The following is a 17,169-nucleotide window of genomic DNA, read 5'->3' as shown; positions in this document are numbered from 1 at the left end:
TGCGTGTTGAAAAAACAAACAATAATAATAGGTATTACTGTATACAGCTTATTATGTATGGCATCTATATATACATATACAAAACAAATAGCCAATCCTGTTATGAGTGATGTGGGCAGATTGCTTCCTACAAAGATTAAACGGGTTGAAAATGTGGAAGATGAGCAGACCTTAAAGAAGCTAGTTAAAGATGCAAATGCTTCAGGTGAGAAGATTTCAATTGCGGGAATGCAGCATAGCCAAGGCGGACAGACCTATTATCCAAATGGTACAGTGCTAGATATGAAAGGTTATAACAAAATATTAGAGTTTGATCCAGAGAAGAAGAGAATTCGCGTGCAAAGCGGCGTGACATGGGATGATATTCAAAAGAAAGTAAATCCATATGGTCTTGCTGTTCAAGTGATGCAGTCTCAAAATATTTTTACAGTTGGCGGTTCATTAAGTGTAAATGTACATGGACGTGATATTCGTCATGAAGCACTCATTGATACAGTAGAATCATTTCGATTGTTAATGGCAGATGGTACGGTTAAAAATGTAAGTAGAGAAGAAAATGCTGATTTGTTTCCTTATGTTATTGGAGGTTACGGATTATTCGGTGTGATCTTAGATGTGACGCTTAAGTTAACGGATGACGAACTATATGAAATGCAGACAAAAACGCTAGATTATAAGGAGTATACAGCTTATTTTAAAGAGAAGGTAAAAAAGGACGAGAATGTTCGAATGCACCTAGCGCGTATTTCCGTAGCTCCAACCTCATTTTTAAAAGAAATGTATGTGACAGATTATATTTTAGCAGAGAACCAAAATAAACGGGAAGAATACAGCAAACTAAAGGAAGAAAATATTATTGCTGCACCGAAATTATTCCTTGGATTATCAAGGTATAGTGACTGGGGAAAGAATACGTTTTGGGATATGCAAAGGAACTACATTGAACGCATAAATGGAACATATGAAACTCGAAATAATGTGATGCGATCAGATAGTACGTTTATGGAATACGAAAATCCAAATCGAACAGAGGTTTTACAAGAATATTTCGTACCTATCGATCACTTTACAGCGTATATAGATGATTTGCGAAATGTATTAAACAAAGAAGAATTAAACCTTCTTAACATTACGATCCGTTATGTAGAAAAAAATGAGAATGCGGTTTTATCCTATGCAAAGGATGATATGTTTGCACTTGTGCTTCTTATTAATCAAGGACGTTCTGAGAGTGAAATAAAGAAAACGAAAGCAGTGTTAGGGAAGATGATAGATGTTACTTTAAAGCACAATGGAAGTTATTATTTACCTTATTATTCTTATCCAACAAAGCAGCAACTTAAGAAGGCATATCCACGTATAGAGGAATTCTTTCAAAAAAAGAAAGAGAGTGATCCGCAAGAACGATTTGTAAATTTATTTTATAAGGAGTACAGTGAATGACATATAGAAGATTTGTAACTTCGCAAAGTATAATTATGATGGCCGGTAGTATGGTATTCCCCTTTTACATACTACTGCTTCGGAATGTTGGAGATAGTTTCTCTCAATTTGGTTGGGCATATGGCTTATTTGCGTTAACTTCCGCTTTAGTCTATCCACTAATCGGAAAGATCTCTGACAAATTTGGAGATAAAAAACTATTAATTGTATACGCTTGGTCCATGGCGGTATTAATGCTCTTTTTTCCCATTGCTACAGAAGTTTGGCATGTTTACATTCTGCAAATTATAATGGGCTGCTTAGGTGCTGTACAACGAAACACAGAAAAAACATCACTTGCCCGAAAAGTAGAAAGTAAAGAAGCAGGCTATGAAATAGGAAAATACCACGTATGGACTTCAATTGGTGGTGCAGTAGCTGTCATTGCAACAGGGTATCTAGTAGATTTTTTAACGATTGGTACCATTTTTTATATTGCTTCCGTTTTATATATGGTGAGCGGTATTGTAATAGGAAGGCAGCATAAGTAGACAGTAATCTATCTACTAAATAGTGCTTTTTTCAGTATTCACTTGGACAATTAATAAAAAAGAGCATTAGCACTGCTCTTTTTTGTGGTTCTAGTGCAAGAATTTTATCAGTTTGAACTAGTCTGTTTTTAGCCCCTCCATAAACTTCTCAAACTCCTTCAAAAACCGCAGCTTCATCATCCCAACAAGTTCATTTCAGTGCTTTGCTATCTGAATTTCTGTTATATCTTTATACTCCGTCTCCTTATCATAATAATCATCCCGATACATAATCACACCCGCATTCTGCTCAATCTGCCCTTTCTCCCTTAGATCAGACCAAAGCAGACGCTTATCTTGACGCGACTCTACCCCGTGGGACAATTGCGACAGCACTACGACGCATACGTTTAAATCACGTGCTAGCAGTTTACGGGAAACCTCACCCATTTCTTGAAACACGTTTCCTCTATTGGTCGAATCACCTGTAATAAGCTGCAAATAATCAATACTAATAACTAGAAATTGAAGAACTTAAAGTACTTTCAAAAATAGCGAATTGTTATGGTAATATTTCCAATGTATAATTATGGTATTGTTTGTTTTTATGAAAAAAATATGGGGGAATTTTTAATGAAAAAAATCATACTAGGGACACTTACAACTTTCTTTTTATTGGCTGGATGTAATAATTCTACTGAAAGTAAACCAGTCGATACAAAAAAGATTGCGGCAGAAGAAACAACTAAATCTACAAAAAATGAGGATAAACAGGATACCAATCCGAAAAAAACTGAAGAAGTTTTATCACCTACCAATCAGAGCACAAAGGATTTCATCACACCATTATTAGTAAAATCAGAAACACCTGCTGATATTATGACAATACAAATGCAAGAAGATAAGAAACAAAAATTTGAGGAAATTACGAAAAAAACGCAAGCGAGTATTCGGAAAAATTATGATTGGTACATGGAATATTTAAAAACTGTACAACCTGGAGAAAGATTACCTTACCATGAAAATATGGGAATTACACAAGAAGAATATGAATTCTTCTTATCATCTGATCAATATATGAAACTTGTTAAAGGACAAGAAGGGAAAATTCACTTCAAAAAAATCAGTGACAATGTATACGAGATTCAAACGAGTTCTCCAATCAAATTATTAAACAAAGTTCAAATTGATTTTGCTAGCAATACATTAAAAACAGAGTTTGGTACACTAAATTACGATGATAAAATTGAAGCTGCTGATGGTCAAAAAATAACTGGTAGATGGAATGGTGAACAGTGGCGACTAAGCAATGATAACTTCAATGTAAAGTATGCAATTGGTCAGCTGGAAGACTCTAAGAAAACAATTATTTACATAACAGCAAAAGGTCTTTTAGATGGTAAAACAATCAATCAAGAGCAAGTGATCGAATTTAAAGCTCAATAATTCATACGATAAAAAGGATAGATAGTGGTAGAACATTCTACTGCATCTATCTTTTTTATCTTATAAATTAAAAAATATTAATCAAAGTATACCTTTTATTCAGGATATCTACAGCAACAATACTTTTAATCTGTATTTATAGGGGGAGCACTCCATGCCTATCAAACTAAGAAAATAAGTTACCTCAAAACAAAAATTCACTCCATCACAGTGGTCTATGAGAACTATATAAATATGATAGATATAGGGATAACGACGCTTATGCGCCTACGGATAAACAATCAGAATCATCAAATAATTTATACCTATACAAAAGACGATTCCGTAATCAGAAAGGTTTCAGACTTATCCCTCCATATGAAGAAAGAACTAGGTTCATGACAACCCCGTCCCAAATTCCCTCTCATTTACTTTTGTTTTGTATATCGAATCGTTTGAAAAGATTCTGGATCAAACAACTGGATTTTCCCCTCACCAAAGTTCTGAATTTTTAAGTTGTCATTCTATGATAATGATAGTGCCATTCAAAATATTTCTTATTTTCCTGATTCCAATAAAAACACTTTCTACCGTTTATTTTCGTAAGTTCATTTAGTAAATCTGTTTTACAATTTTTTCAGAGTTCATATCCTCTATGCAATCTACATATCCTAACGAATTCACAGTAATATATCCTTCATCGAACCATGCATCACAAGCCTTGCACATAGGTACAACAACGTTTACATCCTGTCTCTCTCGAATGTCACATTCTAAATGTTTCTTTATATAGGTTGCTGTCAATCCTTTTAAGGGAAAATGCCTTCCGCAAATGCCCAGCTCGTTTTCCCCCAGCCCTCTATCGTATAATGAAGCGGCTTTTACGAATGTTTTTCTATAAGATGAATTTGAAAATATCCGATTCTGTTATATCTAACATCCTCGTTTTTTCTTTACATGTTCGAGAAGATTCAACTTTGATCTCTTACTATATAAACTCCTATGAAATCCGATCCCTTATTTTTATTTCCTTCCAGAATATATTTCTCCATCTCCTAGTTAAATACCGCCCAAGGTTTATGCAGGGTTTTTCAATAAATAGATACCCCAATGAAGATAGTAAAAAAGAAAGAGAAAAGGAAAGAAACACTATTAATATGGTAGGTAGTTTATCATAAAATAAATACATAACTGAGAATAAGGAAACAAGATGATATAAATAAAGACTATAAGAAATCTTTCCAAGAAAAATAAATACCTTTTTTCTTAATAACGCACTAAATGTCCATGAAGCGACACTCATAATCATTACTATACAAACCCCAAATGAGACAACGTAGTCTCTCAATACATAATTGTTCAAAAAATCCACTTCGCCAATCATTCCTTCGTACATAAAACAAATAATTGCAATTAGCAGTAATGCAATTTTCACCATTTTATTCATATTTAAAACATAATGGAAAATAAAATAACGATACTTCGCTAATAGAGCTCCCATAAAAAAAAGAGTGATGTAGTGAAAACTTAAAAAACTACTAGTTATGCTTCCACTAGGATTAAACAAATACAAACCCATAGTCGAAGAAAAACTTAGAACAATAAACCACAATAAGGAATATCTGAGCCTTTTGCGTATAAAAAAGAAAGTCAGAAATGGAAATATAATCGAAATTCTCATTTCATGAACAAGAGACCATATAACATTGTTATATGCGTCTGTGTTATACTCACCGATAAAAACAAGATGTTGTAATAATAAAGCTGGTGTATCTGCAGTGGTCCATGATTTACTAAACCAATCACTAATAAATGGCATATCATTATGACTAAAAAGCATTTTAGCAATAATAGAAATGCTGATTGCTACTAAATATGGTATATAAATTCGGCAAATCCGTTTTATTATGTATGTATCATAATGAAATTTCTCATTATTAATAGATAAATACAAAACAAAACCACTCAATACAAAAAAGAGAATAACAGATTCGTTGCCGCTACTAAAAAAAAGACGTAAAGGAGTTTCCTTGAATAAATAAATTATGAAGGGACTGTTTAACTCATACTGATAATTTTCATACGCAGGCAATAGCATCATATGATGCCCGATTATTACAAGAAGTGCTGCTAATCCTCTTAGAGAGTCAAACTCCTCATATCTTTTCATCATATTACACCTACTAAAAAGATTTTTATTAAAATACAAGGTGACTTCAATCTTGTTGTTTACAGAATTATAATGTTACTTACAGTTGCAGGAGAATAATGGAGTTCTAAAATGCGTTCTATATACTCATTTCACTTTGATACATACGAATACTAGCCATCCATTTCTACGATGATATGGAGCGAATGATTGCGTTTGAAAGGCTCCGTTTTGATCACATGGAACAGATAAAGCTTATATTTCCCCATATTTTGTATCGATTGTTCGTTGGTAGCAATCGTTTCGACTATTCGCTACGTCTTCCTACTTACGCGAAAGAAATTGGCAAATCTACTCTTTCTTTTAAGAATTGTGATACTTTTCTCTAGTTGCTTATATAAATGCACTTTCATTCATTAAGGGGGGCAAACTTAAAAATCTCTTGTATTTTCCCTATTCACAAGACAAGTATATTTACACAAAATATTTTATGCTACCAAATATAACATGTATTGGTAAAAAATGAAAATACGGAATGATTATTCTTTAATAGGCAGCTAAAAAAGAATTCCATAAAGAATAAGGGATTCTTTTTTATTTCGAACATTCATTTAATCCACGCTAAAAAGGTAAACATGGAAAAGCAAAAGTTTCTTAGCTATCGCATTCTATTCCTATATTAATTCAAATGGATTTTTTAATATTCTTTCTGCACTATTACATACTGAAAGTAAAGGTGGAAATCTTAAAGTATTAAAATCCATTTCCTTATTATGTTCATGTAGTGAGCAGAATTATAAGGAAATGGATTCTACATATTTTCAAATAAAGTGAAACTTTAATCAGTGGGGGTTTTCTTCATCCCTACTAATTATTAGCCCGACCAATCGGGCTTTTACGGGCAGGATCCCCCACCTATCTTCTTTGCTTTTGCTGAATTTTGAGGTGGGGGTCTTACTGCCTGTTAATGCGGGATAAACAGAGAAAGTTTTTGAGGTAAGAGTATTATTTCTTATAAATAGCGAGGTAAATTGAGTTGATGCATTATATATATGTGATCAAGTATTACACATATCTCACCTAGCTGTTAAGATATCAAGCCTATATCACGGTATGCTTTTCACGATATTGTCTAGGAGTCATGTTACATATTTTTTTGAAAACTCTTGTGAAATAACTTTGATCATAAAAGTTAAGCCAAGCACAAATATCTGATAATGGATATGTAGTTAATGTTAATAGTTTTTTTGCTTCTTCTACTCGTTCCCTTTGAATATATTCACTTAAAGGAATTCCTACTTCTTTTTTAAACAATTTAGATAAATAAGTAGGATTAATGTCAAGCAACGTAGCGAGATTATTGAGAGATATTTCATGGTAAATGTTTTTTCTAATATGATTTAAACATGTAGTAATTGTATTCGAATATCTTTGAATACTATATTCTTTAACACGATCAGCAAAAGCACATAAAGCGTCCTCAATTAATCTATTGACCGAATACATGTTATCTAGTTGTTCAATGGTCTCCATATAGAGAGAACTAAGCGAAAAAGCAATTTCTGGCGGGAGATTCCCCTCTATTGCATAACGAGTAGCTAAAGTAATGGCCATTATTCCATTATTTTTTTGATTTCTTAGTTGATTTCTTTTTGATGAAATTACAGCGTCTTCTTGCGGAAATGCATATGCATATTTTATTAATTTTTCTTTGTCCCCTTCTTTAATGCTTGTGAAAATTTTCCGTTCCAATGATATATCATAATGATCAGAATTATTTTGACGCCGGGCTGAAATATATAAATCAGGATTCGCAATTTCATAGGAGGTTTTCTCCAATAATTTATTTTCTCTCCAAACAGCACCTACATCTAACTTTTCTTTAAAAATTATGTAATGTAATAAAATTCCTATATCAATTAAAGTTATTTTTTTTATCACAGGTATGGAATGATAGTATTCAATTCCATCTTGTATTCTAACATTTCCCCCAAATTCATTCATAAGTCTAATGGCCATATCTTCTGATACCTTGGGATATGTTGAGGGTCCAATAACAAAGGTTCCTTTTATATATTCATGATCTACTATGTGAATAAAAACGAAATTTTCTAGATAACTGTTCCCTCTCATAAGCGGAAAATCATAGAGATCATTTTCCTGAAAAATTTCACTAAGTTGTTCTTCCTTAGAAGAATAAAAAGGACTGCAAATATCATTAAAAGTAGATTTATATAAGATTTTTTCATCTGTAGATAAAAATTGAATAGATACTTGAAATGTTTTATATAAAATATCACACAAATATTGTATATCCATAGAATGATTCATTATATTCTCCTTTTAACTAGATAAGATTATAAAGCTTCATATAAAAACCAAACATTTTAATTCATACATTTATGGATTTATAAATAAATTTGCGGAAAGTTAAATATACCCAAAAATTACTAGTATTTTCAATAAAACACAATTTATATCAAAATATTACCATAAATATTCAGAAAAAACACTTATTATTTAGATTTATAAGAACAATAGCATAATGATCGACTTCTTTATTTAAGTAGCCATTTGATTAATTTATTTGTTATGTACACCTTTTTTGTAGTCATAGAAATTTCAAAAAACATACTCACATATACCCCCTTGGCACTCTTAGCTTGATGACGATGTGGCTATGCCCTACATAGTAAAAATTTAGGAAGAAGCATTCTGTTCAATTTTTGTTCAGATGCTAGGTTTATAATTTTTTCACCCTAGTATAAATGTTATAAGGACCTTTTCAAAATCAAAGGTGATAATTCCCATTCGGAAAATCACGCCAAAACTCTACTATTAAATTGAAAAAGTGGTGAACTAGATGAATGAAAAAGTAAAAATAAAAGAGTTTATGCAAGTTTTAAAAAGGCGATTCTTAATTATTATACTTACGACAATTTGTACTAGCGGGTTCATTATTATTTCAGCCATGTACCTTATGAAACCGATTTATCAGTACTCCACCCAAGTTCTTGCTGGATCTTTAGGCGTAGAAAAAGAGGAAAATCCAGTAAATAGAGTACAAGATAACAAACAGCTAGCTCTTTCATATATGGATATCATAAAAAGCCCATATATCATGATAGGTGTAAAAGAAGAGTTAAAGCTAACTCGTTCAAGCTATGATTTGCTTCAACAGGTTTCCGTTACTAATAGAAATGATTCACAGATTATTACGATTTCAGTGAAAGACTCTAATCCACAATTAGCTAAAAAAATTGCACAATCTGTCGCAAAGCAATCCATATCTAAATTTAAAGACTATGCAAATGTAAACCGCCTTAATATTCTTAATGATTCCGGGGTAACGGAAGAAGCCGAACTACTTTTTCCAAAACCCAAATTCATTATAGCCATTTCAATCATAATTAGCTTTTTTGTCGGAATTGGCTTGGCAATTCTACGAGAACACTTTGATGATTCAACTTACAACAATCGAGAACTCGAACATCTTGGACTCCCATTATTAGGAAGAGTAAACTTAAATACCAAAAAAAGAAACAACAAGCAAAAAACAGCTTATAAAAGCTTATCTTCAATGAAACAAGGTGAACATAATGACCATCAAATTTAAGAGGAAATATTTCTTTAATCCATACGATATCACCATCAAAGAACGATTTTATAGCATATGTAACCATATTGAACCGAACCTTCAAAAGGAAAAACCAATATTAATGATTACTTCACTTGCACAAACACAAAATATAACCAATGCTACTGCTTATTTGGCCCTAGCTTTTTCAGAACAACGAAAACGAGTGTTGGTAGTGGATGCGAATCTGCGTCAACCTTCTTTACATCATGTGTTTAATATCGATCATTCATTTGGCCTAACCACCTTACTCCTAAGAGAGCAAAATAAGGATACTACAATAAAAATAACGGATTATCTATCTTGTTTATCTACAGGTGAAGATCTTTATGAGCCAGTGACATTGTTAACATTAGAGACCTTCCCAATCCTAATTGAGGAGTGGAAAGAGCATTTTGATATCATTCTGTTTCACACATCCGATTTCCTAAACACACCAGATGCACAAATCCTCGCGAAACATTGTGATGGCATTGTTTTAGTGATACAGGAAGGCCGTGATAAGTTAGATAAGATTACGAATGTAAAAAAACAACTAGAACATAGCAACCATGAAATAATCGGTACAGTCATTATTTCATAAAGGGGGGTAACTTTTGGACCCAAAAATAAAGATTGATAGACAGGTAGAAATACAAGTAAAACCTCTATCAACTTCATCCTACCTTCTTGTTAAACGACTTATAGATTTTGTTTTTTCGCTTTTCATGCTGTTACTTTTATCGCCCATTTTAGTTCTTTTTTGCATCCTTATCCCAATCGAATCAACTGGTTCTCCCTTCTTTTATCAACGGCGTCTAGGAAAAAACGGAAAAGATTTCAAATTAATAAAGTTACGCTCCATGTTTTTAGATGCTGAAAAAAACGGTCCTCAGTGGGCAAGTAAAGAGGACCCCAGGGTTACAAGAATAGGTACATTTATAAGAAAAACTAGAATTGATGAAATCCCTCAAGTTATTAACGTGTTAAAAGGAGATATGTCACTCATTGGCCCTAGACCTGAAAGAGAATATTTCTATAAAAGGTTTGATAAGTCATTGCCTAATTTTAAACATCGTTTACTTGTAACGCCTGGAATAACAGGATTGGCGCAAGTGAATGGTGGATATGATTTAACTCCCGAAGAAAAATTAGCATTCGACTTATACTATATCCAGCATAGATCATTCGCTATGGAAATCAAGATTTTATGTCGAACATTGGCCATTGTATTTACTGGAAATGGAGCTAGATAAATATTGAAGGGAAGAATAAAAAATGAAGAAAGTGCTAGTAACGGGGGGCTTCGGATTTATCGGATTCCATATTGTAGACAAATTAATTCATAATCATTATGAAGTGGCTGTGTATGATAACTTATCCACCTGATCCGTAAATAATGTTCATTCGAAAAGTATAGCTTTCTTTGATAATGTAGAAGATGAAAGATCATTAGAAAAAGCGATAGAAGCGTTTAAACCTGACTTTGTAGTTCACCAAGCTGCGCAAATTAGTGTACAAAATGTTTCCCCCATTTACCAACCTGCAAAAGACGGTGACGTCAAAGAAAGTTTGCTCTGCAATAAAAAGCGCATTCAAAAATTAGGCTGGCAACCTATATATGCATTGGAAAAAGGTCTTGCGAATACATATGATTATTACCTTAAGCAAAAAGACGCTATTTTACCTAGTGGAAAAGAACCTACATCTGTACTTAAGTGACTTTACAGTTGTAAATTGGGAGAGAAATAAGTGAATAAGAAAACAAACTCAATTATTAAAAATATATTCCACTTACTTTACAGCACGATTTTAGCTAATGTTTTAAATGCAAGTACGCTCATACTATTGGCAAATTACTTTAACTCAAAGAACTATGGAATATTTAGTGTAGCACTAGCTCTTTCCATGGTCATGCATTTTTTTACAGATTTAGGAATCAGTAATACGTTCCTTCGAGAAGGAGCAAAAAAGGAAAACCCAGGCACTACATTTTTTTCTTATATAAAAGTTCGAGTAGTATGTTTACTTTTAACATTTGTTATTTTTTCTTTCGGTATCCACGTCTTTTATCATGAACAACAAATTCTTTATATGATGTATAGTTTAATGATTCCTTTAATCATCGGCCTAGTGCTGCAAAGCATAGGCATAACCTACTTTCAATTATCTGAAAGAATGCAATTTATTGCATCCATAAAAATCTTCTCAGCCATTGTATTAGTCACATTAACCATTTTGTGTATAAGCTTAAAAGTGGATATACATGTAACAGCTTTTTTATATGGTTTTTCTTATTTAGCTGGAGGCATTTACTGCCTGTATTTACTCAGAAAAAACATGGAATTCAAATGGAAAGTCCCTTTTCAAAAAGAATTATTGATCAATATTAGCCCGTTCTTAATTAGTGGGTTATTTATTATATTAACTCCTCAACTAGGTCCATTAGTATTAGAAAAAACACTTCCCTTAGGGCTTGTTGGGCTCTTTGCAGTAGCTTACCGAATCCCCTCAGCTCTCTATCAAATACCCGGGGTTATTGCAGGTGCATTTTTCCCACTGTTATTTAAGCATCATAGTCATGGGGAGGTAAAGAAACATACAGAATTAAATATCCTGCAAATGAAATTTATGTCCTTGATTGGGATGTGTATGACAATAACTTTATTCTATTTATCCCCCTATCTGATCACGATTTTATTTGGAGATAAATGGGGATTTGCGGTTCAACCTTTAAAAATATTGTCCTTTATTATTGTCTTACAAGGATTTAACATTGCCATCGCTGATGGTCTCACAACAAGAGGAATGCAAAATCGCCGTACTATTGTTCAGTTTATAACCATCTCTATTGGCTTAGTGTCTTTTTATTATCTGAGTGTTACTTATGCAATAGCGGGGGCAGCTTTTTCTGTTTTAACGATGGAAATCGTATCATTTATTGGTTATATATTAGCAAATCCAATCAGAAAAACAGTATTAACCAAAGTCGTTATTCCATACGGATCCTACTTTTCGATAAGTTTTATCCTATTACACTACTTATTATATAAGTTTCCTTTTATAGCCATGTTCTCTACCATTATCTTAATGTCTACGATGGTTTTATTATTTGATCAAGCTACTCGGAACTTGATTAAAAATTTTATAAGAAAGAAAAAACAACAGAATATCAACCATTTAAAAGACGGGAGACAACGAGGGAATGGAAAGATTACAAATTAAAAGAAATACTTCTACTTTAGAAGTCTTTCTTTTGTTATTTTTTATTACACTTAGTAAATATAATTTGTCCATCGGTTTTTCATTAAAAATTTACATGATTTTTTTAGCCATTTTTTTCTGTATTTATTTTCGAGACTTTTACTTTCGTCCCCTTTATCATTATGAAATTTTATTGCTTTTATTTTATTTTACCTATTGTCTAAGTGGTGCTTTTTCACAGTATCCAGAATCAAGTATTCGCGTCATTCTAGGAGTAATCCTTGTCCTTATCTGCTATTTCATCATGAGATATATGCTGGAGCAAGCTTCAATTCGTGCTATTGAAGCTTCCATTGCAAATGTCGGGATACTATTTAACATGATTAGTTTGTTATTGTACATAATTGGACTACAAATAACCGGGGGATCCCCAACAGGCGTTGAGATTACTTCTTACGGATTATTATTAGATAGAGATTATCCAAGGTTAATTGGACTACTTGATGATCCAAACATCTTCATTTTTTATAATACATTGTTTTTTTCGTTTTATTTAACACACTTAAAAGGATTTAAAAACTCCTTTGGATTTATCTTATGTATAATTACCAACCTTCTTACCTTTTCTCGAGGCGGTATTGTTGCCCTAATACTCGTTATCATTTTGTATATAATATTAGCGGATTTTCTAAAAAAGGTAAAAATGATACTTGTTGCTCTGTTATGCCTAGTTGTAATCTACGCCGCATGTTCTTTCATTCAGATTGATTTAAACCAGATCATTTCCAGCCGTATCAATGACTTTTCTTCTGATAAAGGAAGTGGTCGATTCGAATTATGGAAACAGGCGATTAACTATTTTATGTCTCATCCCCTTTTGGGAATCGGTGCCTTTAATTTCTCGGATTATTACGCATTTGAACATAATGAAAAACTATATGTTCATAATACATATCTAGAAATCTTAGTAGAGGCTGGAATTATTGGTTTTCTTTTTTACTTTTCTTTTTTATTACTGTTCATTATCAAGCTCTTTAGAACTAAATTGCATATTGAAAAACCTTTTATTATTCTTACACTTTTTGCTTTTTTATTGCAGATGGTATCCCTTTCTCTCATGATTAATGAAGCGCTTTTCTCCTTTTTAGCAATTACTTTAAAATATATTTCTGTATATGAAAGAAAAGAGGCTGATTTTTATGATATACACCAAAAAAGATAGCGAATCATTGGTTTCCGTTATAACCCCCTCGTATAACAGTTCTCCATTTATAAAAGAAACCATTGAATCTGTTCAGGCCCAATCATATGCTAACTGGGAAATGATTATCGTTGATGATAAGTCGAAAGATGACTCCGTTCATGTCATCAAACAATATATAGAAAAAGACCCACGAATTAAACTTATTACTTTAACTCAAAACGCTGGTGCTGCTAGAGCTAGAAATATAGCATTAAAAGAAGCTCAAGGAGATTATATTGCCTTTTTAGACAGCGATGATCTCTGGTTACCTACCAAACTAGAAGAACAAGTCGCTTTTATGCAAAAAGATAATCTTGCTTTTTCTTTTACCTCTTATTCTTTAATTGACGAACAAGGAAATTCAATGAATATTAAAGTTAATGCACCGAAAGTTGTAGATTATAAATATCTGCTGGGAAATACGACGATTGGCTGTTTAACCGTGATGTTAGATAGGCATCAATTTAAACAAATTGAAATGCCCGTTATCCAGCCTGAAGATACTGCCCTATGGTTAGCATTATTACGGCTAGGATATCAAGCCTATGGCTTACAAAAGATTTTATCTAAATATCGTATTGTAAGTAACTCTACTTCAAGGAATAAATTAAAAGCTGCCTACCGATATTGGAAACTCTTACGAAACCAAGAAAAGTTAAACTTTGTAAAAACCAACTTTTATTTTAGTCAATATGCCTATCATGCATACAAGAAAAACAGAGGAGACCGACCTCCTTCTATGACCAGTGGGGGGAAATAAAAATGAACAATATTCTACTATTAACCGATAAACTCATAACAGGTGGCGCTGAGATGTATTTTTGCAAATTAGAAAACCATCTCAAAGATGAAAATATGACGTTTTATTCAGCAGCTGCCACAGGTGAGTTGTATCATCAAATTCATAATAAGCATCATTTTATTCCTTTAAGTTTAAAAAATCATCCTGCTAACCTCTATACATTAAGTAAACAAGTGATGAAATTGGACATTGATGTTATCCATGCAAATAGTTTCAGAATGTTACTGTATTCTATCGTAATTAAAAAAATCACGAAAAAAAGAATTAAGCTCATTTATACAAAACATAATGTTACAATACTTGAAAAAAAGTTTCCCGCGCTATTTAAAAAAGTGTTAAATCAACATGTTAATCAGATTATCGCCGTGAGTAACTTCGAGAAAGAGAGATTACTGCAATTGGGTATAAGAAAAGACCTTATCCGAACGATTTACAATGGTGTTGATGTAAAACATTTTTCTTTTCAACAAATACAACCTAAAGAAACCCTCAATATAGGAATTTTAGCCCGATTATCAAAAGAGAAAAACCATGAACTTTTTTTAAAAATTGCAAATGAGTTAAAAGATGTACGTAACGTAATGTTTTATATTGCTGGAGATGGACCTGAACGGGACTTTATTGAAAAAATGATTCGTGATTTCAAGTTAAATCATAAGGTGACGCTTTTAGGTAATACATCTAATCCATATGAATTTATTTGCAGTATGGACTTGCTGCTTCTAACGTCCCTAAGAGAAGTGTTTCCAATGGTAGTCCTTGAAGCAATGGCTTCTGGAACACCTATTATTTCTGTAGATGTTGGTGGTATCCAAGAAGCCATTATAGATGATGAAACCGGAATTCTCATTTCCCATCATTCTGAAAAAGAATTTGCAAAGAAAATCCAGTTACTTCATGACAATCAAGACTTAAGAAAATGTTTAGGCAAAGCGGCAAGAGAAAAAGTAGAAAAATCCTTTTCCCTCTCAAACATGATTCATTCTACGCTTGAAACCTATCAATATTAAAAAACAAACGAGGGCATCGTTTGTTTTTTTCTTTTATATATATGCTTTTTTTCAAACATGCATACTATATAATATCCCACATATAAGGAGTGTTATAAGTTGACAGAACCTCTTAATTTTGCTGAAGACTGCCAAAATCAAAGTGTTGTTAATATTGATTGTTTTGGTGCCAGTCCAGATTTACTCGATAATTCCCAAGCTATTCAAGAAGCCATTAATTATTGCGCGGCCAACAGTTATTCCAAAGTTGTTATCACCGGGAAGAAACAATATACTATATCCTCTCCTATTGTTATTAAGTCAAATGTACATCTTGAAATGGATCTCACTGTGACATTAATCGTCAAAGGGAATTTCCAAGTGTTTGAACTTCAAAAAAACACTTCAATCTCTGGTGGTTCGATTGAAATCGTGGATAATAGTTTTAACTCATCCGTTCTTTATCTTTCTGGTGCCCAACAAATAGAAATTCCTAATCATACTTCTATATCAAATATCAATATTATAAACCGTACAACAACTTACCAAGGTATTGCAATTCATTTATCCTGTAAAAAGGCATGGGACTTCATAAGTTTCTTTCAGGCATACTCAATCCAAATCACAAACTTTAATACGGCTATCTATTTAAAAACAGAAAAGCTTGAGGATTTAAACAATCCTTGTTGGATTAATGCAAACTCCTTCCATTCTATTTTTATAGATGGTTGTCAGTATGGTATCGAGATTATAGGAAATAGTGCATTACCTTACGAAATTTCAGGGAACACCTTTGCGGGAATCCAAGTTCAATGCCGGAAACAAACAAAAAAGGTAATCCGATGTTCAGGCGCCTATAATATGTTTGAAGGAGTGATATGGGACGTCTTTCGTATGGATGCTCCTCCCCTCGTTATCGAATTCTCTTCCATTTCTCATCATAACTACCTATTCTCAAATCAAGTTTCCACATCTATTCTCGATCGTGGCCTATACAATCGGTGTACCTCACCACATGAAGAATCCCTTCCTATATATCCTCCTCTTGCATTAGGAAAAGCACATCTAGTTGGGAATCAAGATGATATATTAGTAAATGCAAATGTCCGCTACGCAGTGCGCCAACTTTCTGGAAAAGCCCCCTATGGAGGACATATTAATAATTGTTTTAACTTACTCGATGAGCAAAGTGTAAATTACGTGGATGTTCCTAGCACTCAGCCAATTGTAATCGAGTTAGATTTTTCTAAGCAGCCTATTAACATGCTTAATTGCATCGGTATCTATTTTGGATGGAATGAAAGCCCAAGTCGTATTTTAATTGAATATCAACAGAGCCTAAATGGACCATGGGAGGTGGCTAAAGATCTCCAGTTTAATGTCGGAGACACTGTGATTTCAGAAGTAAGGTCAGCTATGCTGTATAAAGTTAAACTAACACTAAGCGGATATACACAAGATCACAAACGTTTTCGGATAAATCGAATATTCGCAAAATCATCTTTACAGCATGGCTCCTCATGGTTGCCAACTACTGGTGGCACATTATATGGAGATTTAGAATTTCAAAAAGGGAATGCTGTGACGTTGACTTCTCCAAATGGAACAAAATGGAGATTGAGTATAAATGATCAAGGGCAAATTAGCACATCTAAACTATGAAAATAGTACAAATTAAGATTCATTTACTCCCATTAGTAAATATTAAAATGCTCCCCTTCGATATCTTCAAATGTTAACGATTCAAAAAACTTTGCGTAACTATCACCTCTTATACCAAAGACACGAA

At 32.9% G+C, this 17,169-nt stretch carries 14 protein-coding genes and 1 pseudogene; 12 read left to right on the top strand and 3 right to left on the bottom strand.

All coding sequences use genetic code 11. The features are described from left to right. Positions 1–6 precede the first annotated feature (6 nt). Positions 7–1,443 (top strand): FAD-binding oxidoreductase, encoded by a 1,437-nt coding sequence (locus tag JDS96_RS02915; RefSeq protein ID WP_199665960.1) that lies wholly within the window; start codon positions 7–9, stop codon positions 1,441–1,443. Then, complete coding sequence (locus JDS96_RS02910) at positions 1,440–1,973, top strand: MFS transporter (protein ID WP_199665959.1); 534 nt, start codon at positions 1,440–1,442, stop codon at positions 1,971–1,973. Before JDS96_RS02915 ends, JDS96_RS02910 begins: the two co-directional genes overlap by 4 nt. A gap of 117 nt (positions 1,974–2,090) precedes the next feature. Here JDS96_RS02910 and JDS96_RS02905 read toward each other — a convergent pair. Then, positions 2,091–2,474: pseudogene (locus JDS96_RS02905) on the bottom strand (DnaB-like helicase C-terminal domain-containing protein); the annotation flags it as partial. 111 nt (positions 2,475–2,585) lie between these two features. Here JDS96_RS02905 and JDS96_RS02900 point away from each other — a divergent pair. Beyond that, on the top strand, positions 2,586–3,398 hold the full coding sequence (locus JDS96_RS02900; protein WP_242479839.1) for a hypothetical protein: 813 nt from the start codon (positions 2,586–2,588) through the stop codon (positions 3,396–3,398). Positions 3,399–4,377: 979 nt separating this feature from the next. Here the strand turns inward: JDS96_RS02900 and JDS96_RS02895 are convergent. Together JDS96_RS02895 and JDS96_RS02890 are read right to left on the bottom strand one after the other, a co-directional pair. Further along, entirely contained in the window at positions 4,378–5,550 is a 1,173-nt protein-coding gene (locus JDS96_RS02895) for an acyltransferase family protein (RefSeq protein WP_199665956.1), read from the bottom strand. Positions 5,551–6,627: 1,077 nt separating this feature from the next. Then, positions 6,628–7,857: a helix-turn-helix domain-containing protein gene (locus JDS96_RS02890; RefSeq protein WP_199665954.1), complete on the bottom strand. Its 1,230-nt coding sequence runs from the start codon at positions 7,855–7,857 to the stop codon at positions 6,628–6,630. A gap of 532 nt (positions 7,858–8,389) precedes the next feature. On the opposite strand from JDS96_RS02890, the gene JDS96_RS02885 reads away from it, so the two are divergent. The 9 genes from JDS96_RS02885 (at position 8,390) to JDS96_RS02845 (ending at position 17,042) form a co-directional block, all read left to right on the top strand. Next, positions 8,390–9,142, top strand: coding sequence for a YveK family protein (locus JDS96_RS02885; protein WP_199665952.1), 753 nt, complete (start codon positions 8,390–8,392; stop codon positions 9,140–9,142). Next, positions 9,126–9,746, top strand: coding sequence for a CpsD/CapB family tyrosine-protein kinase (locus JDS96_RS02880; RefSeq protein WP_199665950.1), 621 nt, complete (start codon positions 9,126–9,128; stop codon positions 9,744–9,746). Before JDS96_RS02885 ends, JDS96_RS02880 begins: the two co-directional genes overlap by 17 nt. A gap of 13 nt (positions 9,747–9,759) precedes the next feature. Beyond that, positions 9,760–10,398 carry a sugar transferase gene (locus tag JDS96_RS02875; RefSeq protein ID WP_199665949.1) on the top strand — a complete coding sequence of 213 codons (639 nt, stop codon included), beginning with the start codon at positions 9,760–9,762 and terminating at the stop codon, positions 10,396–10,398. Between the two features lie 22 nt (positions 10,399–10,420). Then, positions 10,421–10,531, top strand: coding sequence for an NAD-dependent epimerase/dehydratase family protein (locus JDS96_RS02870; RefSeq protein WP_199665947.1), 111 nt, complete (start codon positions 10,421–10,423; stop codon positions 10,529–10,531). Between the two features lie 363 nt (positions 10,532–10,894). Beyond that, positions 10,895–12,367, top strand: coding sequence for an oligosaccharide flippase family protein (locus JDS96_RS02865; protein ID WP_199665945.1), 1,473 nt, complete (start codon positions 10,895–10,897; stop codon positions 12,365–12,367). Continuing rightward, positions 12,348–13,568, top strand: coding sequence for an O-antigen ligase family protein (locus JDS96_RS02860; RefSeq protein ID WP_199665937.1), 1,221 nt, complete (start codon positions 12,348–12,350; stop codon positions 13,566–13,568). Before JDS96_RS02865 ends, JDS96_RS02860 begins: the two co-directional genes overlap by 20 nt. Next, positions 13,546–14,349, top strand: a complete 804-nt coding sequence (locus JDS96_RS02855) for a glycosyltransferase family 2 protein (RefSeq protein ID WP_018782949.1) — start codon at positions 13,546–13,548, stop codon at positions 14,347–14,349. Before JDS96_RS02860 ends, JDS96_RS02855 begins: the two co-directional genes overlap by 23 nt. A gap of 2 nt (positions 14,350–14,351) precedes the next feature. Further along, positions 14,352–15,401 carry a glycosyltransferase family 4 protein gene (locus JDS96_RS02850; protein ID WP_018782948.1) on the top strand — a complete coding sequence of 350 codons (1,050 nt, stop codon included), beginning with the start codon at positions 14,352–14,354 and terminating at the stop codon, positions 15,399–15,401. A 99-nt stretch (positions 15,402–15,500) separates the two neighbouring features. Further along, complete coding sequence (locus JDS96_RS02845; RefSeq protein WP_199665935.1) at positions 15,501–17,042, top strand: hypothetical protein; 1,542 nt, start codon at positions 15,501–15,503, stop codon at positions 17,040–17,042. The last annotated feature ends 127 nt before the right edge of the window (positions 17,043–17,169 follow it).

Source organism: Bacillus cereus group sp. N21, assembly GCF_016483395.1.
GTDB lineage: Bacteria > Bacillota > Bacilli > Bacillales > Bacillaceae_G > Bacillus_A > Bacillus_A pseudomycoides.
This window is presented reverse-complemented; position numbering and strand designations above follow the sequence as displayed.

Coding starts and splice junctions, on each gene's coding strand:
- JDS96_RS02870 (WP_199665947.1), top strand. CDS start 10,421: ATGAAGAAAGTGCTAGTAACGGGGGGCTTCGGATTTATCGGATTCCAT.
- JDS96_RS02880 (WP_199665950.1), top strand. CDS start 9,126: ATGACCATCAAATTTAAGAGGAAATATTTCTTTAATCCATACGATATC.
- JDS96_RS02850 (WP_018782948.1), top strand. CDS start 14,352: ATGAACAATATTCTACTATTAACCGATAAACTCATAACAGGTGGCGCT.
- JDS96_RS02900 (WP_242479839.1), top strand. CDS start 2,586: ATGAAAAAAATCATACTAGGGACACTTACAACTTTCTTTTTATTGGCT.
- JDS96_RS02855 (WP_018782949.1), top strand. CDS start 13,546: ATGATATACACCAAAAAAGATAGCGAATCATTGGTTTCCGTTATAACC.
- JDS96_RS02885 (WP_199665952.1), top strand. CDS start 8,390: ATGAATGAAAAAGTAAAAATAAAAGAGTTTATGCAAGTTTTAAAAAGG.
- JDS96_RS02910 (WP_199665959.1), top strand. CDS start 1,440: ATGACATATAGAAGATTTGTAACTTCGCAAAGTATAATTATGATGGCC.
- JDS96_RS02860 (WP_199665937.1), top strand. CDS start 12,348: ATGGAAAGATTACAAATTAAAAGAAATACTTCTACTTTAGAAGTCTTT.
- JDS96_RS02895 (WP_199665956.1), bottom strand. CDS start 5,550: ATGATGAAAAGATATGAGGAGTTTGACTCTCTAAGAGGATTAGCAGCA.
- JDS96_RS02890 (WP_199665954.1), bottom strand. CDS start 7,857: ATGAATCATTCTATGGATATACAATATTTGTGTGATATTTTATATAAA.